The sequence below is a fragment of the Rhizobium sp. AC44/96 genome (assembly GCF_001692185.1).
In the GTDB taxonomy this organism is placed as follows: Bacteria; Pseudomonadota; Alphaproteobacteria; order Rhizobiales; family Rhizobiaceae; genus Rhizobium.
The window spans coordinates 1-24,758 of record NZ_LXKO01000020.1 but is presented as its reverse complement, the minus strand read 5'-3'; the positions used below and the strand labels follow the sequence as shown (position 1 = coordinate 24,758).

Genomic DNA, 24,758 nt, shown 5'->3' with positions numbered 1-24,758 from the left:
GGAGTGTCGCATGGTCGACGCAGTTTCCAGTTCAACGACGTCACTTTTAACCACCAGCTCTTCCTCGTCATCGTCATCGTCATCCGACGATGCAGCGAGCATCAAGCAAGAGATCGCGAGCAAGAAGGCCGAACTTGCCAGCACGAAGGATCCGACGGAAGCACAGTCGATCCAGAGCGACATCTCCACGCTCGAAGCAAAACTTGCAAAGCTCGAGAAATCGTCGAGCTCGAAGTCCGGCCAGTCTTCAGGCGGGCAGCAGGCCGCGCCGCCAGCCAAGCTCTCCGGTGAAAGCGACCGTATCGGAACCAAGTCCTACGGCGAGGACAGCGAGTTCGGCGAGCGCGTCACCTACGTCTGAGCGCACCGGACGGCCATATCATCGATCTTTACGGCGCCGCCGGACGTAGCAGGCGCCGGAAGGCCAGCAGCGCTGTTCCGACAAGCGCGCCACATCCCGCCAGTGCCCCAACGCTGGCGGGGTGTGCCGGTATGGCGGTCAACTCAGGACGCACGATATCAGCCGTATTGAACGCCTCGCCGCTGAAGGCGCAGGTGATCAGAGAGAGCCCCCGCAGAACCATGCCGGCATCGATAGCCGACACGATCTCGCTGGCGGCGTCCGCCTCGCGCGGCATGTCTCGCATCAGAAGCAGTACGGCTTTCGTCGCGGCAAGATAGGCATGCGAGCATTCGTTGAACGGGCTCGCCTCGTCGGTCACGCCGCCCGGCATCTTGCCCCAGAAGCAGTAGGCATACTGGATCTGCGCGTAGTTCAGAACGCGCCGGAAATGCTCGTTCGTATCGGTCGCGCGCGCGGCCAGATCGATGATCCTCCCGCGATATTCCGCCATCATCACCATTTCGCCATGCGAGATTTCCGGGATCGCGATACCGCTCTGCGGGTCGCTCGCCGTGCGCTGGTGAGCAGCGGAACCGCCCGCGGTCAGCGAAAGCCAGACAACGGAAATGAAGGCAGGAAGAACGCTTCGCAGGATCATGTGGTGTAAAGGCTCCGGTAACCCGGAGCCTTCCTTTCAGATCAGCGATAGGCAGGAGCATGCGTGCGCAGCCCCGCCTTGCTTTCAAGCTTGCGCTCGGCGAACGCCCCGAAAACCAGCCCGAGAGCACACCAGAGGATCACGTGCATGCCGATCGAGGTCGTGCGGAAGTGCCATAGCACCAGCGCGGAATAATTCTCCGGCACTTCGTTGATCGGCGGCAGCAGATACTCGACGAGCCCGATGAAGGCGACATAGGCAAGGCCCGCCACGATCGCACCGTTCCAAGCGCCGAACTGCGGCGCCAGGCGACGCGCAAGCGCGAAGGCCGCAACCAGAGCCGCAGTCGATACGACGATCATCAGGAAGAACAGCTCCGTCCTGACGCCGATCGTATCGGGATTGCCGACTGCCGGCGGATTTGCCGGATACTTGATGTTCGGCACGAGAACGACGGCAACGAAGGCAGCGGCCGCGATGACCGCCGATGTGCCACGCGCGCTCAGGCTGCTGAAGCGGCCCTGCACGAAGGCAAAGACAAGCGCGAACAACCCGCCGATCGCAACGCTGTAAGCCATGACACCGGTAAACAGCCCGATACCCGCCTGCGTGGCGCGGCTGACGATTTCAGGTTCCGCCGCCTCGCCGGCTGCCTGTGATGCAGCCTCTTCGAAGGCGATAGCCTGATCCACCAATGGCTCGCCGAAGGTATGTGCGAAGGCAAACACCAGGACGCCAGAGATCAACCCCGCAAGCATGCCGCGGAGCAAAAGTTTTCCAACCATGTCGAGAACTCCCTTAGTGGCAGGGGAAGCCGAGCAGGTGTCGGCCGTCGTGTACGAATTCGTGCACATACATGCCGTTGAAGAGCGCCATTGCGCCTTCTTCGGTGCCGACGAAATAGATGGCGATAAGCATCAGCAGCCCACCGAAGATCGCCCATGGCAGGATCTCGCCAACTGGAATCGGGGCCGGCGCCGCTACGGGCGCGAAAGTGGTATCAGACATTGTATTCCTCCTGGAATGACGCGTTCAGTCGAGAATCGTTGTGTGGTAGGGTCTGACTTCCAGTCCGAGGTATCCTCATCCTGATCACAGTGGCGCGACCGCACCGGAATTTCACCGGCTTCCAAACCTACAACATCACCGTTATAGCTGTGGCCCTGAACCTGTCAACGAGACTTCATGAGCCGGCGGCATATCCCCGCATCCCGGAGACGAATCAACGTGATGACGCGCCTCACCTGGATCTGCCACGGCGCCACCGCCGCCAACCGGCAGGCGAGGTTCCCGCTCGACGAACCGCTCGAGGCTGATGCCGTGTCGCGATCTGCGGCGATAGCAAGCTCCCTGCCCCGCGCCGACGCTGTCTTCGTCAGCCCGGCCTTGCGTGCGCGGCAAACCGCCGAGGCACTTGGCTTGCCTGCCACGGTGACGCCGGAGCTTTCCGATTGTGACTACGGGCACTGGGCGGGTCGCTCGATCACCGAGCTTCACGCAACCGATCCGGACGCCGTGGCGGCATGGATGACGGAGCCCAGCGCCGCACCGCATGGCGGCGAATCCATCGAAAGCCTTCACGCACGCCTTGCGGCATGGCTTGAACTCAGGAAGGGCGAAGGCGGGCATACGATCGCGATAAGCCATGCCCCCGTCATCAGGGCTGCCATCATGGTTGCACTGCAGGCGCCGCTTTCTTCCTTCTGGCTTGCGGATATCGAACCGCTGGCGCTGGTGCGCATGACCAGCAACGGCAGCCGCTGGTCACTTCGTTTCGAAGTACCAACTCACTGACAACAGCCTCATTCCCGAACCTGCTCATTTAGATCAGCCTTACGCAAGCCATTTGCGCGATAAGCGATACGCTCGGCTCGCCGAGTGCTATCCTCAACAGGAGGACTGACCATGCCTTATGACTGGAGTGGGGCGCGGACACGGCGCACACGCCTGATGCGTTTGACCAGTGCAGTGGTTCTTCTTATTTTGCTTGTCAGCGCAACCCTATTGATGCGCATGTGATACCGGCAGGCGAACGCTATCCGTTCGCCTGCCTTTGACGCGAGCCGCGCCACGCTCATGAGTGGCTGCCGATCGCTAGAAATCGCCCTCTAGTTTCAATAAACATTTCAGACTTCGATGCTACACCCTGTCCCGGGTGGAGATGGAGTGAAGCATGCCGGTATTTTTCCGGAGCAGAGCCGGACGGCAATGCCTGTCCGTCATAGCGTTGGGAGTGACGCTGTGGATTGCCGGTGCAACATTGGGTTTCAGCGACTGGCTGGCGGCGTTTGTCACTGACTTCGCTCGTTACGGCGCAGACAAGCTTATTCTCGCGCTGGGCATCGGCGGCGCCATGAGCTTCGTCTACTCGGTGCTGCGAATTGTCGATCTCCGCAGTGAGATGGAATTGCGCGCCAGAGCGCAGGCCAAGGCCGATTGGACAGCCACCCACGACCATCTGACGAAACTGCCCAACCGCTATGCGTTCGAGCGCAAGGTCCTGCGTCGCAAGCCGACGGATGACGACGGCGAGGAATGGGCCGGGAACGTCACCGTATTCTGCGTGGATCTCGATGGCTTCAAGAAGGTCAACGATCTCATCGGCCACAATGGCGGCGACGCGCTTCTGGTCGAGGTCTCCAAACGGATCTGTGCAATCGGCAACGCCGACTGCGTCTATCGGTTCGGTGGGGATGAATTCCTCATCCTTGCGATCGGGCTTTCATCCGCCGCCGAGGAGCGTTTTGCGCGACTATTGATCCAGGCTGTGACGCGACCGATCCTGATCAACGGCTTTGCCGTCGAGGTTGGTGCCAGCATCGGCTACGATCGCTGGGCCGAAGACAGCGAACAGCTCGAGGCCACCGCCCACCGGGCCGATCTCGCGATGTACGAGGCAAAATCCCGCGGCCCGAACCATTATCTGGCCTTCGAAGAAACCATGCGGGACAAGGTTGCCACGCGGGCCTCGCTCGAAGCAAAGCTGCGGGTGGCGATCCAGAAAAAGGCCATTCGTCCGTTTTATCAACCATTGATCGATCTCAGAACCGGCGGCGTCTGCGGCTTTGAAGCGCTCGCTCGCTGGACCGACGAGGAAGGCGTAAGCATCCCTCCGATCGTGTTCATCGCCATTGCGGAAGAAACCGGCTTGATTACCGCGCTGTTCGAGGACCTGCTCGCGCAGGCCTGCCGCGACGCCCTCACCTGGCAGGATTCGATCACCCTGTCGTTCAACGTGTCGCCGGTGCAGATGGAAGACAAGTTGCTTGCGGCGCGCATCTTGAAGGTGCTTTCCGCAAATGGCCTGCCCCCGCAGCGCCTCGAGATCGAGATCACCGAAAACGCACTCATCCAGGATCCGGCCAGCGCTGCCGCCATCCTCGACGATCTCCACGAGGCGGGCGTGCAGGTTGCACTGGACGATTTCGGTACCGGCTATTCAAGCCTGGAGCAGCTTGCCCGTTATCGTTTCGACAAGATCAAGATCGACAAGAGCTTCATTGCGACCTACCGCGACGACGAGCGGCAGGAGAAGATCGTCCGCGCCATGTTCGGCCTCGGTCGCAGCCTGAACATCGCAACGACAGCTGAAGGCATCGAGGAACATCGCCAGCTCAGCAACCTCATCCAGCTCGGCTGCGACATCGGCCAGGGCTACCTGTTCGGCAAGCCGATGCCGGCGGAAGAGACATGCGCCTTTGTCTCCAATCAGACGGCGATCAAGGTCGCCGGCTGATCCACGGCCCGCCGCCCGGCCCCCCCTGACTTCACACAGTCACGATTGGTTGATGGAACCCTTCGAACCGTAGCAACGTTTGCAACGCGGGTCTCAATGGGCGCACGTTCGTGAAAGCGTATCCGTATGCATGCGTCTCGATCCAGCGATCGGGCGCATTTTGCCCTCGATCGTTCATTAAAACCGAATGCATCCTCGTCATTGGAGAGGGATTGATTATGAATGTCCGTATAGTTTGTGCATCGGCAGCACTTCTCTTGGCTGCCGGCTCCGCCTCGGCTGCTGACCTGGTCGCAGAGACGCCGCCGGCTCCCGTCGAACAGGCTGCACCACCCGTCTTTACCTGGAATGGCTTCTATCTCGGCTTGCAAGGTGGCGGCGCGTGGGGCAACGGTGACTTTTCCGGCGTTGGATCGGGCGGTCTCGATGGCGGCCTGATCACCGGCTTTGCGGGATACAACTGGCAACTCGACAACAATATCGTGCTTGGCCTTGAAGGCGACGTCTCCCATAACTGGAACGAAGAGACGATTGGCGGCAATCAATACAAGTTCGACACGACAGGTTCGGTTCGCGCTCGTGTCGGCTATGCGCTCGATCACGCGCTGATCTACGGCGCCGCCGGCTGGACCGGAGCGAGGGGCCATGTTGATACCGCAGCGGGCAACGACAGCGCCACATTCTCAGGCTGGACAGTCGGAGCAGGCCTCGATTACGCCTTCACCGACAATGTCTTTGGAAGGGTCGAATATCGCTACAACGACTACGGCAGCAAGGACCTGCTCGGCGTGAACAGCGACTTCAACCAGAATGTCGTAACCGTCGGCGTCGGCTACAAATTCTGAGGCTCGCGTGCCTCCGCAGACAAGCTGAAGCTGGAAAAGCCCGGAGCGATCCGGGCTTTTGTTGTTCTCGGTGTCCGTAGCGACCCCACTCAGTCGTCGCCGCCACCACCGTGCTTGCTTTGCCCCTGCCCGGGCTTGCCCGATGACTTGTCGCTGCTCGGCTCGTTCTTTTCGGGCTTGCCGGACGGCTTGTCATTGCTCGGTTCGCTCTTCTCAGGCTTGCCGGACGGCTTGTCGTTGCTCGGTTCACTCTTCTCGGGCTTGCCGGACGGCTTGTCGTTGCCGGGCTCGCTCTTCTCGGGCTTGCCGGACGGCTTGTCATTGCTCGGCTCGCTCTTCTCAGGCTTGCCCGACGGCTTGTCCTGACCGGGCTTGCTCTTCTCAGGCTTACCCGATGGCTTGTCCTTGCCGGGCTTGCTCTTCTCAGGCTTGCCCGACGGCTTGTCCTGACCGGGCTTGCTCTTCTCAGGCTTACCCGATGGCTTGTCCTTACCGGGTTTCTCGGGCTTGCCGGGCTGGTGATCGTCGCCAGGCTTGCCGGGGTGGTGGTCGTCGCCAGGCTTGCCGGGCTGGTGGTCGTCGCCAGGCTTGCCGGGCTGGTGGTCGTCGCCAGGCTTGCCGGGCTGGTGGTCGTCACCAGGCTTGCCGGGGTGGTGGTCGTCGCCGGGCTTGCCGGGATGGTGGTCGTCGCCCGGCTCGCCATGATCGTGCGGCGGATGGTCGGGATGGGGATGTTCCGGAGCCGGATCGTCCCCGTTGCCAATGCCGCCATCGCCTTCGTCGCCACCGGCACCGGAATTGTCGCCGCCACCTGGATTTTGATTGTCGCCGCCGCCGGGGCGCGGATCGCTGCTGCCGGAAGGCTTGCCGGAGGATGAAGCAACCTTCCCGAACAGACGGTCGCCATGATGCGCCGGATCGGCGAACGGATTGAGAACGATCGTCTCTACCGGCCCGCACAGGCGTTCTTCGATGGAACCCGGCAGGACCGATTTGCAATTCAGCTTCTGGGCTTGAGCGCCCGCGAGGCTCGTTCCGGCAAGCAGAAAAAGCATACCGGCAGAGATTTTAAGTAAATCTTTACGCATAAACACCCACTCCCAAAGTTAACGAAGTGTTAACGCCGAGATCTATAGGTTATTAGCAGATCAAAATAAATACAGGCGAGTCCGGTTTATTAGCACATGGTTAACCTTTGAATATTAAATTTATAATTAAATTCAATGTATTAAGGCCGCGAGCCAAGCACTTGCTCGCCGAAAGGTGCTTCAATGCAAGCGTCAACTGTACTTGCGATACTCGCCGCTGCGATGCTTGCTGTACCGAGTCAGAGCATCGCCGGCTCCCCGCTTCCGGCATCTCGATCGATAGGAGCACCGATCGGCTTCCCGTCAGCCTGTACCCGCTACGCATGGCTCTGCCACAACACTGCCAGCCACGAGATCAGCGATGACGAGGCGATGCCTCTGCTTCAGCAGGTCAATCGATCCGTTAATGCTCGCGTCACCCCTGCAACGGACATGTCGACGACCGGCAAGCCGGAATACTGGTCACTGCCGATCAACGGTCGAGGAGATTGCGAGGATTACGCACTTCTCAAACTCAAGACCCTTCTCGATGCCGGCTTCCCTTCCAACAAGCTCGCCATGTCGGTGGTCATCGATCGCGGCGGCGGCAACCACGTCGTCCTGCTGGCGCGTCTGAAATCTGGCGACTATGTCCTCGACAATCTCGCCAGTCGCGTCGTCCCCTGGTCGAGCACCGGATACACGTTCCTGGCCAGCCAGAACTTCGACAACAAAAGTGCGTGGAAAGTCACGCTCGCAGGCCCGCGCGCCCGGCAATTCTCAGGCACCTGACAGCGGGCGGGACTTGAGTCAGCGGGCGGACAGTAGGCTCCACTTCCGATCACCTGACCTGTAAACGCCGAAGCCCGGGCGAATGCCCGGGCCTGATCTCGATGTTCCGATGGAATGATAACGCCTTTGCAAGGCGTTATCACCTTTCGGCCCATGTCTTTGCAACATGGCTAATTGCGTCGGCCATACCTTAGGTGTTGCCGCCGCCGTTGCCGCCGCCGCCATGGCCGCCGCCATTGCCGCCGCCGCCGCCGTTACCGCCGCCGTTACCGCCGCCGCCGCCGTTGCCGCCGCCGCCGCCATTGCCGCCGCCGCCGCCGTTGCCGCCGCCGCCGCCATTGCCGCCGCCGCCGCCATTGCCGCCGCCGCCGCCGTTACCGCCGCCGCCGCCATTGCCGCCGCCGCCGCCATTGCCGCCGCCGCCGCCGTTGCCGCCGCCGCCGCCGTTGCCGCCGCCGCCGCCATTGCCGCCGCCGCCGCCGTTACCGCCGCCGCCGCCATTGCCGCCGCCGCCGCCGTTACCGCCGCCGCCGCCGTTGCCGCCGCCGCCGCCGTTACCGCCGCCGCCGCCATTGCCGCCGCCGCCGCCGTTGCCGCCGCCGCCGCCATTACCGCCGCCGCCGCCATTACCGCCGCCGCCGCCGTTGCCGCCGCCGCCGCCGTTACCGCCGCCGCCGCCGTTACCGCCGCCGCCGCCATTACCGCCGCCGCCGCCGTTGCCGCCGCCGCCGCCATTGCCGCCGCCTGGATCACCGTGGTGTCCACCAGGACCGCGAGGTCCGCCGCCATGATCATCGCCGCGGTGATGCTTATGTCCATGCTTGGGACCATCACCATTGTGATCACCAGGGTCTTTGGGACCACCGCCCCAGCCGCCCCACGGCCCCTTGGGTCCATGGCCATTGTGGTCACCGGGATCGCCGCCATCATGGTCGTGACCGCCTGGGCCTTTCGGTCCGTGCCCATCGTGATCACCGCGGCCACCGTGGTGGTCGCCGCGACCGCCGTGTCCATCATGATCACCGCGACCGCCGTGCCCATCGTGGTCACCGCGACCACCGTGGTCGCCACCGCCATGATGGTGATGGCCATCGCCGTCGCCGCCGCCATTGCCGCCGCCGTTACCGCCGCCATTGCCGCCGCCGTTGCCGCCGCCATTGCCGCCGCCGTTGCCGCCGCCGTTGCCGCCGCCATTGCCGCCGCCGTTACCGCCGCCGTTGCCGCCGCCATTGTCGTCATTACCGGGATCCGCAGGGCCGCCATTCTGGCCGTTACGATTGTGATCGTCGCTCAGGAACGGATTCTGGAAGATGGTCTGTACGGGGTAGCACAGTCTTTCTTCGATCGATCCGGGACGGACAATATTGCAATTGAGCGCCTGTGCGCTCCCCAGGCTTGTTCCTGCCAGCAGAAGTGCCATGCCGACAGAGAGCTTGATTACTGTTCTGTTCATATCGCTCACTCCCATGGTTAACGTGACGTTAACAGGGGGAGAGTTTATTAGGGCAACCTAATTTTGAAAGAAGAAACAAAATATGAGCGTGTACTCAATTTGGCTACAATTACATTATTAAGAGCTAATACGTCATCCAATAGTAGCGCTAGAGCAAATCACGGGCGAACATAGGAGCTTTGCATGCGGAAGATTTTGGCCATTCTCGGTGTTGTTGTTTCGGTTCCTTTATGGACCAGTCAAGGTTTTGCTGGATCTGAGGTTCCAGCAAGTAGATCTATCGCAGCGCCGATTGGCTTCAGTTCTGCTTGCGCCAGATATGGTTGGGTGTGCCACGGCAAGGGTGGCGGCAACATCGACGACGGGCAGGCTTTGCGCGTGTTGCAGCAGGTCAATCGCTACGTAAACGCCAGCGTGATACCGGCCGAAGACCGAACCACGACGGGGAAGTCCGAGTACTGGTCGCTGCCGATCAACAACCGGGGGGACTGTGAAGACTATGCGCTTCTGAAAATGAAGACCTTGCTCAACGTAGGGTTCCCCTCCAATAAGCTGGCACTATCGGTCGTCCTCGATCATAGCGGCAACAACCACATCGTCTTGCTCGCCCGCTTGAACTCTGGCGACTATGTTCTCGACAATCTCAGCGGCAGCGTCAAACCATGGCATCGGACAGGCTATACCTTCCTCGCCAGCCAGAATTTCAAGAGGAAGGGCAGCTGGCAGGTTACCCTTGCAGGCCCGCGCGCAGGCCAATTCTACAAGGGCTGAATGCAATATCCGCCACCAAGGCGGCAGCCAGGGACGATCGCGCCTAGCGGTCTTCCGCCCGTCCAGGGGAAGGCACGGGGAACCATCCGGTTGCCTTCCCTCGCCCGCCGATGCTAATCAAGAGGCACGCGGGACGACACTCAGATGGCGGCACTTCGGCGGCACTGGTGCATTTCGACAGCGGCACGCTTGGCGGCCGCGCTGGTGCTTGTCGCGCCCACCCCCCGCCCCGCGACGTCTCAAGAAATCGCGAGCGAATCCACCTGCCTCTATTCAAGCGCAACGGACCTCACCAGCGACGATCACCTATGCATCAAGGCCGCGAGCTTCAATCGCGACCTTTGCACCGCGATCGCCCATGTCGCAAACGCCAACGCCCTGCCGCCCGACTATCTCGCCAGGCTCATATGGCGGGAGAGCAGATTTCGCGCAGATGCTGTAAGCCCCAAGGGCGCACGCGGCATTGCTCAGTTCATGCCGGGCACCGCCGAACTGCGCGGATTGAACGACAGCTTCGACGTCGTTCAGGCCTTGCGCGCGTCGGCGGAATATCTGGGCGAACTAAAGGCCCGCTTCGGCAACCTGGGCCTGGCGGCAGCGGCCTACAATGCCGGCGAACAGCGCCTCGCGAATTTCCTGAACGCAGGCACATTGCCGTTCGAGACGCGAAGCTACGTCCTCAATATCACCGGACACACCGTCGAGGAATGGAAGACCTCCACGAGCGATTTCGCTCAACCCCTTCTCGACCAGAAAGCCCCTTTTCTCGACGCATGCGTGACACTCGCCGAAAGCCGCCGGCTGGCCGTGCCGACCTATAAGCCTGAGGGCGTCTGGGCTCCCTGGGGCGTACAGCTCGCGGCAAGCACCACGCCGGACACGGCACGCGCCCTATTCGCCAGCGCCATCGTCAGGCTTCCATCGCCGCTCAAGGACGAGCTGCCGCTTATCATTCCCCATAGAGACAGAAGCTTCGGCTTCCGCCCCCGCTACAGCGCCCGCATCGGACGACAGACACGCGCGGAAGCGAACGACACCTGCGATGAAATCAAGAAGAACGGCGGAACCTGCCTCGTCTTCAAGACGCAGCCGCTCTAACCCAGTCAGCGCGCGATCGGTCCCGCCCCACCGCCGCCTGGAGGCATCAAGCGCACCGGCAAGGCTTTTCCCCCACTAAATTGGAATGCTCCTTGCACAGTTATCAATATCTTCATTGTGTAGAGGCCAGTTGTAATGTTTCGGCACACATATATGGAATTTCCCGCTCTGACCCTCGTCCTGGGTGGTCAGGAACGATCCAGGCCCGTGCGAACTCTCGGAGAGGCCGCCGAGATCCTGATAAAGCGATGGCCAAGCGATGACGGCGAGGAATACGTCGTCGCGGTCAAGGCCTGCCTCGACGCCATCCACGGCATCATCTCCCCAACCGCGGCGCGCGACGCGCTGATCCGCGCCGCGCACGAAGCAGGAATCCGCTACATCGCGGTTGTCCACTGAGTGTTGCTGGTGGTTCCTCGCCCTGCCCCTGAAAAGAACACGATGAATTCCCACGCTCGGGGAAGATCAACGGGGGTAGTCAAAAGACGCTGCGTCAGTGGCATCGCACGTCCCAGAAGAAGCCGTTGGCATTTCAAAATGCACAACTCTGGCGGCGGCAAGATACCGTTTGACTGTAGATGAGCGCAAAGATGCGAGTGACTAGCCTTAGGTCGCAAAGAAGACGCCGACGCCAGCAAAGGCGCCCTGAATGAATGGAAATCCTAAACAGAACGCGGCAACGCCAGCGACGGCCAGCGCCTAAGCCGCTCGATGGCGGCTCGGAAGGTCGAGCCCGCGGCGCTCGCATTCATGAGTGCTTGTAATTCGAACCAGAACTCATCGCACATTTCTCGGCACGGCAACAGCGGCTTGCAGGCAGCTTTGAGGTCAGACCTGCGGCTCACGACTGCGCCCGCCCTTACCCGAGACCAGAGACGGCTGCATTATCCTGGGCCTCGCGCAGGCTCTACTGCCGAGTCCAGCTAGCCATATGGGAACAGAGCCTTTATATGGCGGGACAAGATGTCGGAATTGTCAGAGGTTTGAACGTGCGTAAGCGCCGACCGAAAGTCAAAAACATAAGCCGAGACGAAGGGTTGAAGGTTCTTCGCCGCGTCTTCAGTGAAAACGGAAGGCAGCACATACGTGGATATGTTTTTGCCGGCATCTGTCTTGTAACGGTCGCCCTCTCCACTTCTTATGTAGCCTACATAATGAAGACGTTTATTGATCGAGCCTTCTCAGGACAGAACGCGGAGAGCGTTTGGCTAATCTGCTTTTCAATTTTCGTCGCGTTTTCCCTGCGAGGTTTCGCCAGTTATGGGCAAGCGATCGCCCTCTCCAGAGTAAGCAATAATATTATTGCCTCGTACCAGCGGCGCGTTTCAGCGCATTTGATGAAGTTGTCCGTCGAATTTTTCAATACGCGGCGATCCGCTCAAGTCGTGGCACAGATCAACCAAAACATATCCGGCGTTCGCGATGTCCTGAACATAACCATTACGTCCACAAGCCGGGACTTGCTTTCGCTGGTGTCCCTGGTCGGCGTCATGTTTTACCAGGACTTTATGTTGGCGACGATCGCACTGATTTTTGCCCCGCCAATGCTTTTCGGATTAAGGCATTTGTCGCTCCAACTTAGAGCGGCGACCGCCGAGGGCGTTAAGATCTCAGGGCGAGTATTTGGATCTTTCCAAGAGACCATTCAGGGCATCTCCATCGTGAAAGCGTTCACGATGGAGGATCAGCTTTCAAACAAGCTCGACGAAGTTATTGTCGCAGCCGAAAATCGATCTAACCAGATCGTAAGGCTGTCAGAGCGCAATGGTCCGATGGTAGAGACATTCGCCGGGGCCGCGGTTGCGTGCGTCATCGGCTACGCTGCGTATCGTACAATTTACCTCAACGTCCCACCGGGTGCGTTCTTCTCTTTTATCACGGCGTTGCTGATGGCGTATGATCCAGCTCGGCGCCTAACCAAAATACAAGTGCAGATGCAGCGCGCCGCGACCAACGCTAAACTGCTATACACACTGCTTGACTCTGAGCCCAACCAGCCTGACGCGCCATCAGCGACAAAGCTGAAGGTGCCGGTTGGCAGGGTTGAATTTAGATCAGTTTCATTTGGGTACGGGGAGCAACTCGTTCTCAACAACGTCGCCTTTACCGCTGAAGGTGGACAGACCACCGCCCTTGTGGGACCCTCGGGCGCCGGAAAATCGACACTGGCATCGCTGTTGTTACGGTTCTTCGATCCGGCCGAAGGTTGCATCGCAATTGATGATCAGGACATTGCCTCCGTAACGAAGCGCTCTCTGCGGGAAAAGATTGCGTATGTGTCACAACAACCTTATCTTTTTGAAGGTTCGATAGGCGAGAACATAAGGTTGGGCAGACCCGGTGCGACGCAAGCGGAAATTGAGGAGGCTGCGCGGCTGGCATTCGCTCACGACTTCATCCTGCAGCAGCCGATGGGATACGACACACCACTCGGAGAAAATGGGATAACGCTGTCGGGCGGTCAACGCCAGCGTTTGTCTATTGCGAGAGCGATACTGCGCAATGCGCCCATTCTGCTTCTAGACGAGGCGACCTCAGCGCTCGACACCGAGTCGGAAGCGACGGTGCAACAGGCGCTGGACGCCGCCATGGTGGGGCGAACTGTGATTGTGATCGCGCATCGTTTCTCGACGATCAGGAACGCTGACAAGATTGTCGTAATGCATGGTGGCAACGTTGTGGAAGAAGGAACGCACGCATCCTTGTCTCAGGTTCCCGGCGGCCTCTACTCTCGGCTTAATGAACTGCATAACTTTTCAGCTTAATCAGTCGATTGCGTTGCTCATGAGTAGGGACGAAGGGCGTCGAATAAGCAATCGAATTGGAGGTACTTAAACAGTGCAATACCAGAGCCTGTCGATTTCCGACGTGAAGCTGGTTACCCCAAATAGGTTCGGGGATGATCGGGGCTATTTTAGCGAGGTTTTCAAAGATGGATGGTTTCGGCAGAATATTGCCGATGTGACCTTCCTTCAGGATAATGAGTCGCTCTCACGTCAGATCGGAACTGTTAGGGGCCTCCACTTTCAGTTGGAGCCCGTTTCGCAAGGAAAGCTTGTTCGATGCACGTCTGGCGAACTGTTCGACGTCGCCGTAGACATCCGAGTCGGATCACCAACGTTCGGAAAATGGGTAGGGGCCACGCTGAGCCCTGAGAACGGCGCTCAGCTTTGGATCCCAGGTGGTTTTGCTCACGGATTCATAACGCTCAAGGCAGAAACGGTGATCAGCTACAAAGTCACGGCCCCGTATAGTGCCGAACATGATCGCGGTCTAAAATGGGACGATCCCGCGATAGGGATCGAATGGCCTAAGTTGGCCACTTATGTTTTGTCGGAGAAGGACGGCAGACAGCCGTTGCTCTCCGAACTCCCGGCATCGTTCCACTATTGCAAGTGAAGGGTTAGCTCATGCGTGTTTTGGTTACGGGCGGGGCCGGCTTTATAGGATCCGCGCTGGTGCGCTATTTAGTCGGCGATGTCCGGGCAGAGGTCTTGAATATCGACAAGTTAACTTACGCCGGAAATTTGGCGTCGTTGAAATCAGTCGAGAAAGCCCAAAGCTATAATTTTCTTCAAGCCGACATCTGTGATCGAGCCAGGATTGACGAGGCATTTCGATCTTTTCAGCCAGACTACGTCATGCATCTCGCGGCCGAAAGCCACGTTGATCGCTCAATTAACGGCGCGGCGGAATTCATCCAAACAAACGTGAACGGCACTTTCAGCATGTTGGAAGCCGCGCGACAGTATTGGAGCGAATTGCCGGCGGACAGGAAATCAGCGTTCAAAATGCTGCATGTGTCGACAGACGAAGTTTATGGCTCGCTCGGCGATGATGGATTATTTGAAGAAACAACACCATACGACCCTTCATCTCCCTATTCGGCCTCAAAGGCAGCAAGTGATCATTTGGTGACTGCCTGGCACCGAACATATGGGCTGCCTTTGGTTATATCTAACTGTTCGAATAATTACGGGCCTTTTCATTTCCCCGAAAAGCTAATCCCGCTCGTCATCCTCAATGCATTGGACCGCAAACCGCTGCCCGTTTACGGCCGGGGAATGAACGTACGCGATTGGCTCTACGTAGAAGATCATGCCCGTGCGCTTTGGTTGATTGTAACCGAGGGCCGCCCCGGAGAGCGGTACAACGTCGGTGGCCGCAATGAGCGACGTAATATCGACGTTGTACAGCGGATCTGCTCAATTCTGGATGAGCTCAAACCGGCAATTTCATCCTATTCCGATCTGATTACTTTCGTGAGCGACCGGCCTGGCCATGACGCTCGGTATGCGATTGATGCTACGAAACTTGAGAGAGAACTTGGTTGGCAGGCAAAAGAAGATTTTGATACCGGCATACGAAAGACAGCGGAATGGTATCTTGAAAATTCTTGGTGGTGGCAACCGCTACGCGACGGTATCTATTCTGGCGAGCGATTAGGAATGTTGAAGAAAGCTTGAGATGAAATTCGTCGTTACTGGCATCAACGGTCAGGTGGCCTGCGCTCTGAAAGCCTTGGAGCAAAGCGAACATCAAATCATAGCGTTAGGTCGCCCAAATCTGGATCTGGCACGTCCTTCAACAGTGTTCAGCGCCATTAGAGAGGCCAAGCCAGATGCCGTTATCTCTTCGGCCGCCTATACCGCGGTCGACAAAGCTGAAAGCGAACCAGACGCAGCCTTCGCCGTCAATCGAGATGGGGCTCAGGCCGTCGCCTTGGTCGCCTCGGAACTGGGCGTCCCGGTCATTCATCTTTCTACGGACTATGTCTATGACGGCAAAAAGCTAACGCCTTACGTGGAAACAGACCATACGGGCCCGACGTCAACCTACGGAATATCCAAATTGCAGGGCGAACAGGCAGTTATAGCTGCCAATCCGAACCATGCGATCCTCCGTACAGCGTGGGTCTATTCTCCGTACTCGAGTAATTTCGTCAAGACGATGCTTCGGCTAGCCGAAACGCGCGACGAAGTGAAAGTCGTAGCCGATCAAATTGGTTGCCCCACATCCGCCAATGACATCGCTGCAATGGTCTCAACAATCGCCAAGGAATTGTCATCGAACCACGACCCTGAATTGCGCGGCGTTTTCCACGTGGCAGGTTCCGGCGAAGCCACGTGGGCTGACTTCGCAAGATACGTCTTTTTAGTTTATGAAGAGATTACCGGGCGAAGGATAAGAGTTCACAATATCTCGACGGCAGAGTATCCCACACCTGTCCATCGCCCCGCTAATTCGCGACTTGATTGCCACAAGCTAGAACAAACCTTCGGTCGCCGTTTGCCTCACTGGCAACAGTCCGTGCGGGCTGTCGTTTCAACTCTTCTTTCGGAAGGAACTCACGCGTGAAGGGAATTATTTTGGCAGGAGGAAGCGGAACTCGCCTTCACCCGATGACAATCGCTGTATCGAAGCAAATTCTGCCGGTCTATGACAAGCCAATGATCTATTACCCGCTGACAACGCTAATGTTGGCAGGAATACGCGAAATCCTCATTATATCCACCCCGCACGACTTACCACTTTTTCGTGCCCTTCTGGGGGACGGATCAGACTGGGGCATCTCATTGAGCTACGCCGAGCAACCCAGCCCAGACGGGCTCGCTCAAGCCTACATCATTGGCGCAGACTTTGTCGCAGGATCACCCTCCTGCCTCATCCTGGGCGACAACATTTATTTCGGCCATGGTTTGCCAGAGTTGTTGCAGGAGGCTACCACTCTTCAAGAAGGGGCCACGGTTTTCGCCTATCACGTCAATGACCCGGAGCGCTATGGTGTCGTTGAATTTGATGAGCATATGAGAGCGCGCTCCATCGAGGAAAAGCCGAGCGTACCCAAATCAAAATGGGCAGTGACTGGACTATACTTCTACGATTCAGACGTTGTGGAGATCGCTGCTAATTTACGACCTTCTGCTCGAGGTGAATACGAGATCACGGATGTCAACCGAGCATATCTGGAGCGTGGGAAACTAAAAGTGTCTGTTATGGGACGGGGCTATGCCTGGCTCGACACTGGAACCCCGGAGAGCATGCTGGAAGCAGGAGAGTTCGTCCGTACTCTGGAAAAACGGCAAGGGTTTAAAATCGCCTGTCCGGAAGAAATCGCACTAGCAATGAATTTTATCTCGCGCGAACAATTCGCACTAATTGCGGAACGAGCCGGAAAAGGAGATTACGGCACCTATCTAAGGCGGCTAGTAACATGAAACGCTCCTGCTCCGACCGCTGACCCCGCTTGGAAAAGCCGTATCTCAGCGTCTGTGACGCCAAGATACGGCTCTTGAAGGTGCATACCCGCGAACGAGCAGCGAACAGTCTTATCTATTCAGTCCGAATTTATCGACTCTTGAAGTATTCCCGAGCCAGCTTCTCGCGCTGCTGGATGCTGTTGATTTCCGCACTAAGTTCACGAGCCAGCCGGCTGTATTTCCGCCGCCATTTTGCTACAGGAAAAAGTAACAATCGTCTCGTACGCGCTGCGCGAAGACTCCACTTCAAGTATACAAGGTAATTGTTTCGTGGCACCGGGACATTTAGTGGAGCCGGCTGACGTTTGGGGCTCGCATGCACCTCCCGTAGCTTTGCAAGCGGACGCACGAGAACTAGAAGCTCACTAATAGCCGCGCGTCGTGGAGAATAAGCAGACACTGTAGCCAGACCCGCCAAGCGCATTTCCTGCACCTTGTCGGGATTATCCAGAAGGCTTTTGATCGCCTCGAAGCAAGCATCAGGGTTTTTCGTGTCTACGACAGAAGCGTTAACCTCGTCGATCGCATACTCTTCCGCCCCTCCTGCTCTTGGAACGACTGACAACGCCCCACAGGCCATCGCTTCTGCGGCAGTCCGACCGAAGGCTTGATAGTCAGACAAGTCTATGAAGATATCAGTCTGTTGCAGCAGTTGAGCCACCGCCGGGCGCTGGAGGACACCAGCGTTTCGAAACTTGAAATCCCGCGGCAGTTCAAGATAGGCACTATCGTCGGGATCGCAGCCAAAGACGCTTATAGAGATTTTGTCGGAGTATTCTTGGCTGAGACGCTGGAGAAGCTGCATCGTTCGAAGAGCGCCGCGCCTGGGCGTCTTCGGACGTATCATTGCAGTGATCCGAATGCTGCTGCTCGCCCGTTGCGACAGGGTTGGCTTATAGACGTCATGATCAATGCTCGGAAGAACCTTCTGAACCTCGACACCGTGATTTATTCTCACCTGCTCTCGGATCCAGTCAGTTTTTGCGAAAAGAACTGCGTTAGGGACAAGCGTGTAGGACTCCCTTGCGGCTTGCCAATCCTCGCTCCCCTCATCGAAGAAGAGTGGCTCATAGTCCTGAACATAGTAGGCCGGGAGAATCCAAGGACAGTCGTCAACGATCGCTTTTAGCAACTGGACAGATTTATATATCGTCGCAACGACAACGTCATAGGCGGAAGCCGTCTTAACTAAGGACGCGGGTGTGTAACCCACAAAGATCTGTGAAACGCCAGGAACATCGCTATAGAGTTTACAAAAATTGGCGCAATGTTCCTCCATAACAGCAATGTTCACCTCAATCCCTAGGCGCCGCGCTGCTATAGCCTCTTGAACCACAGAGTGCGCCCCTCCTCCGCCCCCCTTACCGGGAAGGATAAAGAGGATCTTTTGCGAAGTAAGCAGACTGAGAGCCGCCCCCTGAATCTCCAGTCCTAAACTCTTTTTGATGCGTCCGCGCACCGCATCCATATCTCGAGTATCTTTGATTTCGGAAGTGAGTGCCGCCATCCTCGCTTTGCCGTGCTTGCTGTTCAGTGCCTCCCGCCCGGCTTTTGAAAGTGCGATACGGCGCTCATGTCCAAAACTCTTGGACTTCGCATGAAATACATATGTGTCGTCTGCGTAGGCCAGCGCGTAGCCCGCGTCTTGCGCGCGAATGCAAAAGTCATTCTCCTCACCGTAGCCGGTAGGAAATGCCTTCTCATCCATATAGCCGATTGAATTGATGACCTCTCGTCGGATCATAAAACAAAAGCCATTCACGAATCGCGTGCGAGGGTAATCTCTGCGACTAGATGCCAACACTAGCTGAGCCATGTCGGCCGCGGTCATCCCTTTCGGCAGAGCATTAATCGCGAACTTTCCGCTCTCGTCATAGAGATCAGGCACGCTCTGCCAGTTCGCCGCATTAGAAAGCGGGCCGCAAATGCCGATTTCATGAGAGGAATGCATGCAACGTACAAGTCCATCAACCCAATGAGGCGTGACTATCGTGTCGCTATTCAACGTAACAATATAGGGCGCGGTCGAAGCTCTAAGGCCGTCATTAACCGTAACGGTGTATCCCATATTTTGCTCGTGCTCGATCAATGTGAACGAAACTCGTTCGTGCGATAGGTCATTGACCGCGCTTCTCAACCAAGCCGTTGTCTCAGGCTCCGAGCCATCGTTGACAACAATCACCCGCAATTGATAGTCCGATGGAGCATGCGACAGCGACGCCAAGCAGACCTTGACATCGTCGAGGGCATTATAAACGGGGACAACGATATCTATTCGTCCCAGAAAGCCCTCGGGCATATCGATCGTTGACGCTGCGTTTGTTTCCGAGCTTTTTGCCGTACCGTTCTCCTCAAAGTGAGCGAGGGGATTAAGCCCTGCCAAGGCGACATCAGGGTTCGCACGCAGATACTCGCGCGTATTGAAATTTGGACCCGGGTCATAACCAATGAACGCACCGACCTTGGAATAATGCTCTTCAGCAGAAAGACCAAACTTCGCCACTTCAGGATAGCGAGACAAATACCAATCCGCATCAAGATGGGCACTTCTTGCGGATGCGGAAACGACCGCCGACTCTATTCGCGACATACTGGATATCCCCCGATTACCTCATGCAACTGCAGCAAGCATCACTAAACGCTAATCATTCGATCCCATAGATGGCGCCAATTTTCAACACTGCAGCAACATTTCAGCAACATGCTGCACAACTTTCCCGCGATCAACCTCTCAAACGCTTTAAAAGCCTTAGATTACTCCAGCTACACGTCTTTTCTCATGGCCTTTGTCCAACGTTCGAACAGGCTGACTGGCTTCTTAGCTGGCTCCTTGGCGCTTGCCCGCGCGAATTGACGTTTTTCGGCCCGCTTCAATGATTCCTTCGCTTCATCGTGAAGAGTTCTATAGTGTCTTGCCAAGGAGGAGAGCAGCTCAGTTCGGCTGCGATAAAATGCTGTTTTGTCCGTCAGAGGCGGCTCAACGCTCTCTCGTTGTGCGAGAAGAGCGACTATCCGACTCCAATGCTTATCAAGCTGACCCTGAGCATTCGCGCTTACTGCTTTGAACTTTTCACCAAGCGCTTTTCTGTCAATCTCCGCAAAGATTTCTGGCGCCTCCTCCCAGGAAGAAATAAGCGTCTCCGGCGCACCGGTAAGCTGGACGACGCCGTCAAACTTGAATTTCCCTCGCGCCACGGCGACAGCAGGCACCCCGAACGATGCAGCGGTGATATACCCGTGCATCGACGAGCCCATGTAGAACTCTGAATGAGAAATTACCGCAGCGATTTCGATCAAGCTCTCCGGCTTGTCGAGTATAAGCGGACGACTGCGGCAAAGCTGAGCGACCTCGACCGCGGTGACGTCGTCACCATGGCAGGGCCCGATAGCGATGAACAGGGGCCTTGCCTCGAGCGCTTCACAAATCCGATCAATATTCTCGGCCACACTCTCAATCTTTATACCCTTCATGTAACGCGCATTGACATGAATTGTAACAATTGGCTCTAGAGGAGAGTTGCCTAATCTATTCATCAGCACAGCAAAACTGGCATCCAGCTCTGCCTGCTCCCAAAGCTTCGGCAGCGCCCAAGCGCTATCGGGAACAACGGCTACTTCGAGATCTGGATCGACCTCCAACAGGCAGTCGCGACTGGCATTATCCCGCACGGACAAGTAATTGACGCGACGCAACGCCCGGCGAACGATGTCAATGGATGCGGTTTCGAAACGACCCGCCACCCCGGGGGCGTTCCAGATTACTGGAATCGAAGCGTCAACCGAAAGAGCAGAGCATACCCACAAATCGCCATAACCAGTAAGATCTACGCCCGCGTTCTCGTAGTCAGGAAGCTTGCTGGGCATGGCATGAATAATGTTCCCTCCGCCAATAACGAGCCCGGCAACGGGCTTCCCGAGTAGTTCTTCGAAACTTGTCGAAGAAACGCAGCCTGTCCACACCGGTGGACCACCAGCTGGGCTGACATGAACTAGTGGAACAGCGCCCAAGCGCTTCTGCAAAAGCAGTGGGAACAGCAAATCGCCATAGTTCGCCACGTCAAATGTTCCACTATGTACCAGCATTTAAATGGCGCCCTCATATTCTTCCAGATCGAGGCAGGTGCCTATCACGCCAGGGGATGACATGGTAGGCATCAAATGAATGGCTAGCTGAGATCGTGCATGATATTTGCTCGGTGTGCATTTGATATCGCAGGAGGCGAGCGTGAGCCCAGCAACCAAAGTCTTGGTGGCGAACGAGACAGGTCATACCTCAAACCCAGGATGTCGGGCTGTCCGACGCGGCGTGAGCCGCTTGTTGGCACTTAGCGGTGTTCGTGGAAACGCAACGCTCCCACTCGGCTTCTGGGAGACCCACTTCGCCGAACTCGCGCCACCGCGAGAAACGCGACTACGCCGACAAGAAGGCAAATTTTCGTCGGGGACGGAAGAGCCGGTATCAATTGATATTGCTAGATGGAGACAAACCCGAAACGAACTCTCGCAGCGAGACATTATGTTCTCAAAATCGCTGGAGGCAGTCGACGTTTTAGTTGTGAATGGCGAAGGCTCCCTTCACCACAACCTGCCACGCGCGCTCGCCTTGCTTGCTATGATGAGCGCAGCTACTGCTGCCGGTAAATCAGTGGCTCTTTTGAATTCCACCATACAAGCTATGGATCCGGAACTCATGAAAGAGGTATTGCCGTCGGTGCGATTCTGTCATGTCCGGGAGAAACGCACCATGCAAGGAGTAAAAGAGTTTCAGCCGGCCGTATTCACCGCGCCAGATCTCGCGGTGCTCGCTATGCGCCTCATGCCGCCCCCTCACCGCGCCAAAGCCCACATCGACGGCAAGCGAATCCTCGTTAGCTACGGCGTTCTTGTGAATGAAAAAATGCTTCGTTCGTTGCTGCAGGCCGTCACGAGATGCGGCCTAGAGCCCGTCTATCTTTCGATTGGCGATGGCGGCGAGACTGCGGTTGCGACCAAAATCTGCGAAGAGCTCGACGTACCGCTCATTCACGCCGGCGAGATCAGCCTGGATCGCCTTCTTGAGGTTCTTGGAAGTTCAGCGCTTGCCATCTCTGGACGTCATCACATCAACCTGTTTCTGATGCGTTGCGGGGTGCCGATCGTATCAATCCCCTCCAACACTTGGAAGCTCGACGCTACTTTCGAGCTTTCAGGATACCCCAAAGTCGAGCTGAGTGGGACCGATGGCATGGAAGAGGCAATTCTTGGAGCCTATGCGAATCGTCGAACGCTTGGTAACTCGTCCGAAGAAGGCTTCCAAAAATGCTCGTCTTTGATGGACGAATTACCTGAGAGATTCCGCCAATGGATTTGCTAACACCCTTTGAATTCGTTGACTCCTTTGAGGCGGGCCAACGGGTTGCCGTTGTTGGTAATGCACCAACCCTAGCAGGGCGGAAGGCCGGAAAGTGGATTGATTCGCATGATATCGTCATCAGGTTCAATGATTGTCGAGTTCGTGGTTTTGAAGCCGACGTTGGATCAAAGACCGACATCTTGATCTCCAATCCCTACGCTGAAACCCGTCCTGGAAGCTACCTAAATGATCTGCTTCCGCCAGTCACGGTGCTTGTTATTAACCCACAGACACGACGCGGCAACAAAGAAGAGTTCCTCCGATGGGTTGGGAATAACCGAGTCCTATTCACCTATACGCCTGATTTGAAGATAGATACGCTTGATCGTCAGCACATTGCCCTGACGACGGGCACTTACGGTGTTTCACTGGTCGCAAATTTGCTAAAGCCGAAAAACCTTAGTGTGACTGGCTTCACGATGTTTGCTGCGGGTTCCGATTATCACTACTGGAGCGACATTACGCCCTCGGGAATTAAAGCTCATTCTCCTCAAACGGAAGCGCATGTTTTCGTCGACATGCTGAACTCGTTGCGTGTCCCGGTCGAGGCCACTCCCGAAATCTTTGAGATGGCTAAACGCAGCAATAAGAACTTCGCTGACCATGTTCGTTTGCATCATTTTGAACCCAAAGCCGGCCGATGGAGGCTGTCGATATAGGGGCTGAGGTGGGCTTGATGGTTGTGAGCGCGCCGTTTCTGCGCCAGTTCAAGGACTAGCCTGCGCATCCGCGATGTATAAAGCGAGTGACAGCCAAGGCAGGCGCGTCTTGTGCGACTGAGCGTTACTTATCGTCTCAACCACGTAGCTAGTATCCCGAAATACTGCGCCGCCAGAAAGGTCAACTAGAACGCAACAGCGTTCGCCTATGCCCGACCGCGTCATGGCCTTCCCCGCGATCTACTTCTTCAATGCCTCAAAGGCGAAGGTCATGAGATGTCCGCATAGCCACGCGGCTGCATTGAATCGCCCCAGATCACTCCTCTGTTGAAGGAGAACAAACGGCAGTGGCTTGTCTTTTCCATCGCCCGCCAGCCACTGTAAAGCCGAGCCAGCACTCATTGCCTCGATAGCCGAAGCATCGCCCCCTCCCCTGTTGACGTGACGCCACTCCCAGCCAGGCCTAGCGAAGGCTTCGTCGGGATCCTAGGTCAGATCACCATCCCGCCAATGTGATCAAAATCAGCTGCTGGCTCCCAGCCCAACGAACTGCTTAACTCTGTCGAGTGTGTTGTGCTGTTTCACTTTGGCCGGCTTACCGGAACTATCGATGATGGTGTGGTGGTAGCGAAGCTTCTTGAGTTGCTCCGCATGATCACATCCAGGAAAAGTAATGAGGCAGATCAGCTCGTGAAAAACGTTGCTCTGGAACCGTACCGACCGGTCTTTCGGCGGATGGACATCAGCCGCGTAGTCGTGTTGATTCTTAGGGGATGCCAGCGGGTGAATTCGTGGACTGACTGAATTGGTGATCGGTTTGTGGGCGTGCAGCGAGAAGGTTATAGGCAGGCCCTCCTTCTGGAGGTCACGCAGCATCAGCCACAGTTCTAGCGAGGTCATCTGATTGCGATGCCCGAACCAGTCCGACCAATAGAGTTTGAAGCCGCGTTCGAACAAGTACGAATCCGCATCAAAATACGGCTGTTGAATGTAAACGAAATCACTAGAAATCATACAGGCTTTGCGAACAAACGCCCTTACATCTTTCAAGTTTGGCACATGCTCCAAAAAATGGGACATGATCACAAACCGCACCAGCTTCTCGTCCGGTATATTATGGATGTCATATAAGATAGCGTCGTACCCAGCGGCCAGCGTCTGTTCGATTTTGGATGGGTCGATGTCTATTCCCAAGCCACGACGGCCGTCGAAACGCTTTTTGGCGAGAGCCAGCGACCCACCCTTAGAGCAACCAAAATCGATATGATCGAATCCGGAAGTTTCGACTAGCTTCCTAAAGTCCGCAACTCCCGCCGCTTGCAAGCTATCGTCTTGCATCATTGCCATCCCCCGCGATCAGGCCGTTTTAATTACACCGGGATTAGACATGACGCAATTGGTGTCCACCCCATCTCGACAGTCAGCCCTCGCCTTTGGCGATGAAATTGCGATCAAAGAGTTTGAAAGAGCGATTGATTGGCGTGCAAACTATGGCAATCATCCCGCCCTTTCAAAAGACTAAGACCGAGGCTTGCATAGCCCACATTCAGTTCAAGCAGATATCGGACACGCTCGCCTTGAACGCCTAGAGCGGGATTGTTTTAGGCGGAGTCGGGAAGTGGATTCCCTTTCTGGTGCAAATCAGATTCACCATTCTGGCCGGTGAAGGAGGCCGGCCTGGATG

Annotated in this window: 24 protein-coding genes and 1 riboswitch; of the genes, 16 read left to right on the top strand and 8 right to left on the bottom strand. The window is 57.0% G+C overall.

The window, feature by feature from the left end:
• Nucleotides 1-10 precede the first annotated feature (10 nt).
• Nucleotides 11-361 (top strand): hypothetical protein, encoded by a 351-nt coding sequence (locus A6U87_RS17190; RefSeq protein WP_065692518.1) that lies wholly within the window; start codon nt 11-13, stop codon nt 359-361.
• 28 nt (nt 362-389) lie between these two features.
• Here A6U87_RS17190 and A6U87_RS17185 read toward each other — a convergent pair whose 3' ends face one another.
• From A6U87_RS17185 to A6U87_RS17175, 3 genes are read right to left on the bottom strand one after another with little or no spacing between them, the layout of a single operon-like run.
• Nucleotides 390-1,001, bottom strand: coding sequence for a hypothetical protein (locus A6U87_RS17185; protein WP_065692517.1), 612 nt, complete (start codon nt 999-1,001; stop codon nt 390-392).
• 41 nt (nt 1,002-1,042) lie between these two features.
• Nucleotides 1,043-1,786 carry a CbtA family protein gene (locus tag A6U87_RS17180; RefSeq protein ID WP_065692516.1) on the bottom strand — a complete coding sequence of 248 codons (744 nt, stop codon included), beginning with the start codon at nt 1,784-1,786 and terminating at the stop codon, nt 1,043-1,045.
• Nucleotides 1,787-1,799: 13 nt separating this feature from the next.
• Nucleotides 1,800-2,009 (bottom strand): CbtB domain-containing protein, encoded by a 210-nt coding sequence (locus A6U87_RS17175; RefSeq protein WP_065692515.1) that lies wholly within the window; start codon nt 2,007-2,009, stop codon nt 1,800-1,802.
• 50 nt (nt 2,010-2,059) lie between these two features.
• Nucleotides 2,060-2,132, bottom strand: a riboswitch (cobalamin riboswitch).
• Between the two features lie 96 nt (nt 2,133-2,228).
• Between A6U87_RS17175 and A6U87_RS17170 the strand changes: the two genes are divergently transcribed.
• The 3 genes from A6U87_RS17170 (at nt 2,229) to A6U87_RS17160 (ending at nt 5,582) form a co-directional block, all read left to right on the top strand.
• Nucleotides 2,229-2,795, top strand: a complete 567-nt coding sequence (locus A6U87_RS17170) for a histidine phosphatase family protein (protein ID WP_065692514.1) — start codon at nt 2,229-2,231, stop codon at nt 2,793-2,795.
• A gap of 379 nt (nt 2,796-3,174) precedes the next feature.
• Nucleotides 3,175-4,737 (top strand): bifunctional diguanylate cyclase/phosphodiesterase, encoded by a 1,563-nt coding sequence (locus A6U87_RS17165; RefSeq protein ID WP_065692513.1) that lies wholly within the window; start codon nt 3,175-3,177, stop codon nt 4,735-4,737.
• A gap of 218 nt (nt 4,738-4,955) precedes the next feature.
• Nucleotides 4,956-5,582 (top strand): outer membrane protein, encoded by a 627-nt coding sequence (locus tag A6U87_RS17160; protein WP_065692512.1) that lies wholly within the window; start codon nt 4,956-4,958, stop codon nt 5,580-5,582.
• An 89-nt stretch (nt 5,583-5,671) separates the two neighbouring features.
• Here A6U87_RS17160 and A6U87_RS17155 read toward each other — a convergent pair whose 3' ends face one another.
• Complete coding sequence (locus A6U87_RS17155; protein WP_141683987.1) at nt 5,672-6,670, bottom strand: hypothetical protein; 999 nt, start codon at nt 6,668-6,670, stop codon at nt 5,672-5,674.
• Between the two features lie 183 nt (nt 6,671-6,853).
• Here A6U87_RS17155 and A6U87_RS17150 point away from each other — a divergent pair, with 183 nt between their 5' ends.
• The gene (locus A6U87_RS17150) at nt 6,854-7,441 is read left to right on the top strand and encodes a transglutaminase-like cysteine peptidase (protein ID WP_065692510.1); all 588 of its coding nucleotides are present in this window, start codon (nt 6,854-6,856) and stop codon (nt 7,439-7,441) included.
• Between the two features lie 190 nt (nt 7,442-7,631).
• On the opposite strand, the gene A6U87_RS30165 is transcribed toward A6U87_RS17150, so the two are convergent.
• A complete protein-coding gene (locus A6U87_RS30165) occupies nt 7,632-8,894 on the bottom strand; it encodes a hypothetical protein (RefSeq protein ID WP_065692509.1) in 1,263 nt (420 codons plus the stop codon).
• A 183-nt stretch (nt 8,895-9,077) separates the two neighbouring features.
• On the opposite strand from A6U87_RS30165, the gene A6U87_RS17140 reads away from it, so the two are divergent.
• The 8 genes from A6U87_RS17140 to rfbA all read left to right on the top strand — a co-directional run bounded on the left by A6U87_RS17140 (nt 9,078) and on the right by rfbA (nt 16,981).
• The gene (locus A6U87_RS17140; RefSeq protein ID WP_065692508.1) at nt 9,078-9,665 is read left to right on the top strand and encodes a transglutaminase-like cysteine peptidase; all 588 of its coding nucleotides are present in this window, start codon (nt 9,078-9,080) and stop codon (nt 9,663-9,665) included.
• Between the two features lie 144 nt (nt 9,666-9,809).
• Nucleotides 9,810-10,763, top strand: coding sequence for a lytic transglycosylase domain-containing protein (locus A6U87_RS17135; RefSeq protein WP_065692507.1), 954 nt, complete (start codon nt 9,810-9,812; stop codon nt 10,761-10,763).
• A gap of 153 nt (nt 10,764-10,916) precedes the next feature.
• Nucleotides 10,917-11,162 (top strand): DUF982 domain-containing protein, encoded by a 246-nt coding sequence (locus tag A6U87_RS17130; RefSeq protein ID WP_342587901.1) that lies wholly within the window; start codon nt 10,917-10,919, stop codon nt 11,160-11,162.
• Between the two features lie 551 nt (nt 11,163-11,713).
• Nucleotides 11,714-13,528: an ABC transporter ATP-binding protein gene (locus A6U87_RS17125; RefSeq protein ID WP_065692505.1), complete on the top strand. Its 1,815-nt coding sequence runs from the start codon at nt 11,714-11,716 to the stop codon at nt 13,526-13,528.
• A 73-nt stretch (nt 13,529-13,601) separates the two neighbouring features.
• On the top strand, nt 13,602-14,162 hold the full coding sequence (gene rfbC / locus A6U87_RS17120) for a dTDP-4-dehydrorhamnose 3,5-epimerase (protein ID WP_065692504.1): 561 nt from the start codon (nt 13,602-13,604) through the stop codon (nt 14,160-14,162).
• Between the two features lie 11 nt (nt 14,163-14,173).
• Complete coding sequence (gene rfbB / locus A6U87_RS17115; protein WP_065692503.1) at nt 14,174-15,229, top strand: dTDP-glucose 4,6-dehydratase; 1,056 nt, start codon at nt 14,174-14,176, stop codon at nt 15,227-15,229.
• 1 nt (nt 15,230) lies between these two features.
• The gene (gene rfbD / locus A6U87_RS17110; protein WP_065692502.1) at nt 15,231-16,121 is read left to right on the top strand and encodes a dTDP-4-dehydrorhamnose reductase; all 891 of its coding nucleotides are present in this window, start codon (nt 15,231-15,233) and stop codon (nt 16,119-16,121) included.
• On the top strand, nt 16,118-16,981 hold the full coding sequence (gene rfbA / locus A6U87_RS17105) for a glucose-1-phosphate thymidylyltransferase RfbA (RefSeq protein WP_065692501.1): 864 nt from the start codon (nt 16,118-16,120) through the stop codon (nt 16,979-16,981). Before rfbD ends, rfbA begins: the two co-directional genes overlap by 4 nt.
• Before the next feature lie 130 nt (nt 16,982-17,111).
• Here rfbA and A6U87_RS17100 read toward each other — a convergent pair whose 3' ends face one another.
• A complete protein-coding gene (locus tag A6U87_RS17100) occupies nt 17,112-19,613 on the bottom strand; it encodes a glycosyltransferase (RefSeq protein WP_065692500.1) in 2,502 nt (833 codons plus the stop codon).
• 173 nt (nt 19,614-19,786) lie between these two features.
• Entirely contained in the window at nt 19,787-21,079 is a 1,293-nt protein-coding gene (locus A6U87_RS17095) for a polysaccharide pyruvyl transferase family protein (protein WP_158007280.1), read from the bottom strand.
• A 169-nt stretch (nt 21,080-21,248) separates the two neighbouring features.
• Between A6U87_RS17095 and A6U87_RS17090 the strand changes: the two genes are divergently transcribed.
• Both A6U87_RS17090 and A6U87_RS17085 read left to right on the top strand, forming a co-directional pair.
• Nucleotides 21,249-22,376, top strand: coding sequence for a polysaccharide pyruvyl transferase family protein (locus A6U87_RS17090; RefSeq protein ID WP_141683986.1), 1,128 nt, complete (start codon nt 21,249-21,251; stop codon nt 22,374-22,376).
• A complete protein-coding gene (locus tag A6U87_RS17085; protein WP_065692497.1) occupies nt 22,364-23,074 on the top strand; it encodes a glycosyltransferase family 29 protein in 711 nt (236 codons plus the stop codon). The genes A6U87_RS17090 and A6U87_RS17085 overlap by 13 nt, the downstream gene beginning before the upstream one ends.
• 522 nt (nt 23,075-23,596) lie before the next feature.
• Here the strand turns inward: A6U87_RS17085 and A6U87_RS17080 are convergent.
• Nucleotides 23,597-24,415, bottom strand: a complete 819-nt coding sequence (locus A6U87_RS17080; RefSeq protein WP_065692496.1) for a class I SAM-dependent methyltransferase — start codon at nt 24,413-24,415, stop codon at nt 23,597-23,599.
• Between the two features lie 46 nt (nt 24,416-24,461).
• On the opposite strand from A6U87_RS17080, the gene A6U87_RS30600 reads away from it, so the two are divergent.
• Entirely contained in the window at nt 24,462-24,596 is a 135-nt protein-coding gene (locus tag A6U87_RS30600; protein WP_275078411.1) for a hypothetical protein, read from the top strand.
• Nucleotides 24,597-24,758 lie beyond the last annotated feature (162 nt).

Coding starts and splice junctions, on each gene's coding strand:
- A6U87_RS17125 (WP_065692505.1), top strand. CDS start 11,714: ATGGCGGGACAAGATGTCGGAATTGTCAGAGGTTTGAACGTGCGTAAG.
- A6U87_RS17135 (WP_065692507.1), top strand. CDS start 9,810: ATGGCGGCACTTCGGCGGCACTGGTGCATTTCGACAGCGGCACGCTTG.
- A6U87_RS17185 (WP_065692517.1), bottom strand. CDS start 1,001: ATGATCCTGCGAAGCGTTCTTCCTGCCTTCATTTCCGTTGTCTGGCTT.
- A6U87_RS17180 (WP_065692516.1), bottom strand. CDS start 1,786: ATGGTTGGAAAACTTTTGCTCCGCGGCATGCTTGCGGGGTTGATCTCT.
- A6U87_RS17160 (WP_065692512.1), top strand. CDS start 4,956: ATGAATGTCCGTATAGTTTGTGCATCGGCAGCACTTCTCTTGGCTGCC.
- A6U87_RS17100 (WP_065692500.1), bottom strand. CDS start 19,613: ATGTCGCGAATAGAGTCGGCGGTCGTTTCCGCATCCGCAAGAAGTGCC.
- rfbD (WP_065692502.1), top strand. CDS start 15,231: ATGAAATTCGTCGTTACTGGCATCAACGGTCAGGTGGCCTGCGCTCTG.
- A6U87_RS30600 (WP_275078411.1), top strand. CDS start 24,462: ATGACGCAATTGGTGTCCACCCCATCTCGACAGTCAGCCCTCGCCTTT.
- A6U87_RS17155 (WP_141683987.1), bottom strand. CDS start 6,670: ATGCGTAAAGATTTACTTAAAATCTCTGCCGGTATGCTTTTTCTGCTT.
- A6U87_RS17165 (WP_065692513.1), top strand. CDS start 3,175: ATGCCGGTATTTTTCCGGAGCAGAGCCGGACGGCAATGCCTGTCCGTC.
- A6U87_RS17150 (WP_065692510.1), top strand. CDS start 6,854: ATGCAAGCGTCAACTGTACTTGCGATACTCGCCGCTGCGATGCTTGCT.
- A6U87_RS17140 (WP_065692508.1), top strand. CDS start 9,078: ATGCGGAAGATTTTGGCCATTCTCGGTGTTGTTGTTTCGGTTCCTTTA.
- A6U87_RS17080 (WP_065692496.1), bottom strand. CDS start 24,415: ATGATGCAAGACGATAGCTTGCAAGCGGCGGGAGTTGCGGACTTTAGG.
- A6U87_RS17085 (WP_065692497.1), top strand. CDS start 22,364: ATGGATTTGCTAACACCCTTTGAATTCGTTGACTCCTTTGAGGCGGGC.
- A6U87_RS17175 (WP_065692515.1), bottom strand. CDS start 2,009: ATGTCTGATACCACTTTCGCGCCCGTAGCGGCGCCGGCCCCGATTCCA.
- A6U87_RS17130 (WP_342587901.1), top strand. CDS start 10,917: ATGGAATTTCCCGCTCTGACCCTCGTCCTGGGTGGTCAGGAACGATCC.
- A6U87_RS30165 (WP_065692509.1), bottom strand. CDS start 8,894: ATGAACAGAACAGTAATCAAGCTCTCTGTCGGCATGGCACTTCTGCTG.
- rfbB (WP_065692503.1), top strand. CDS start 14,174: ATGCGTGTTTTGGTTACGGGCGGGGCCGGCTTTATAGGATCCGCGCTG.
- A6U87_RS17190 (WP_065692518.1), top strand. CDS start 11: ATGGTCGACGCAGTTTCCAGTTCAACGACGTCACTTTTAACCACCAGC.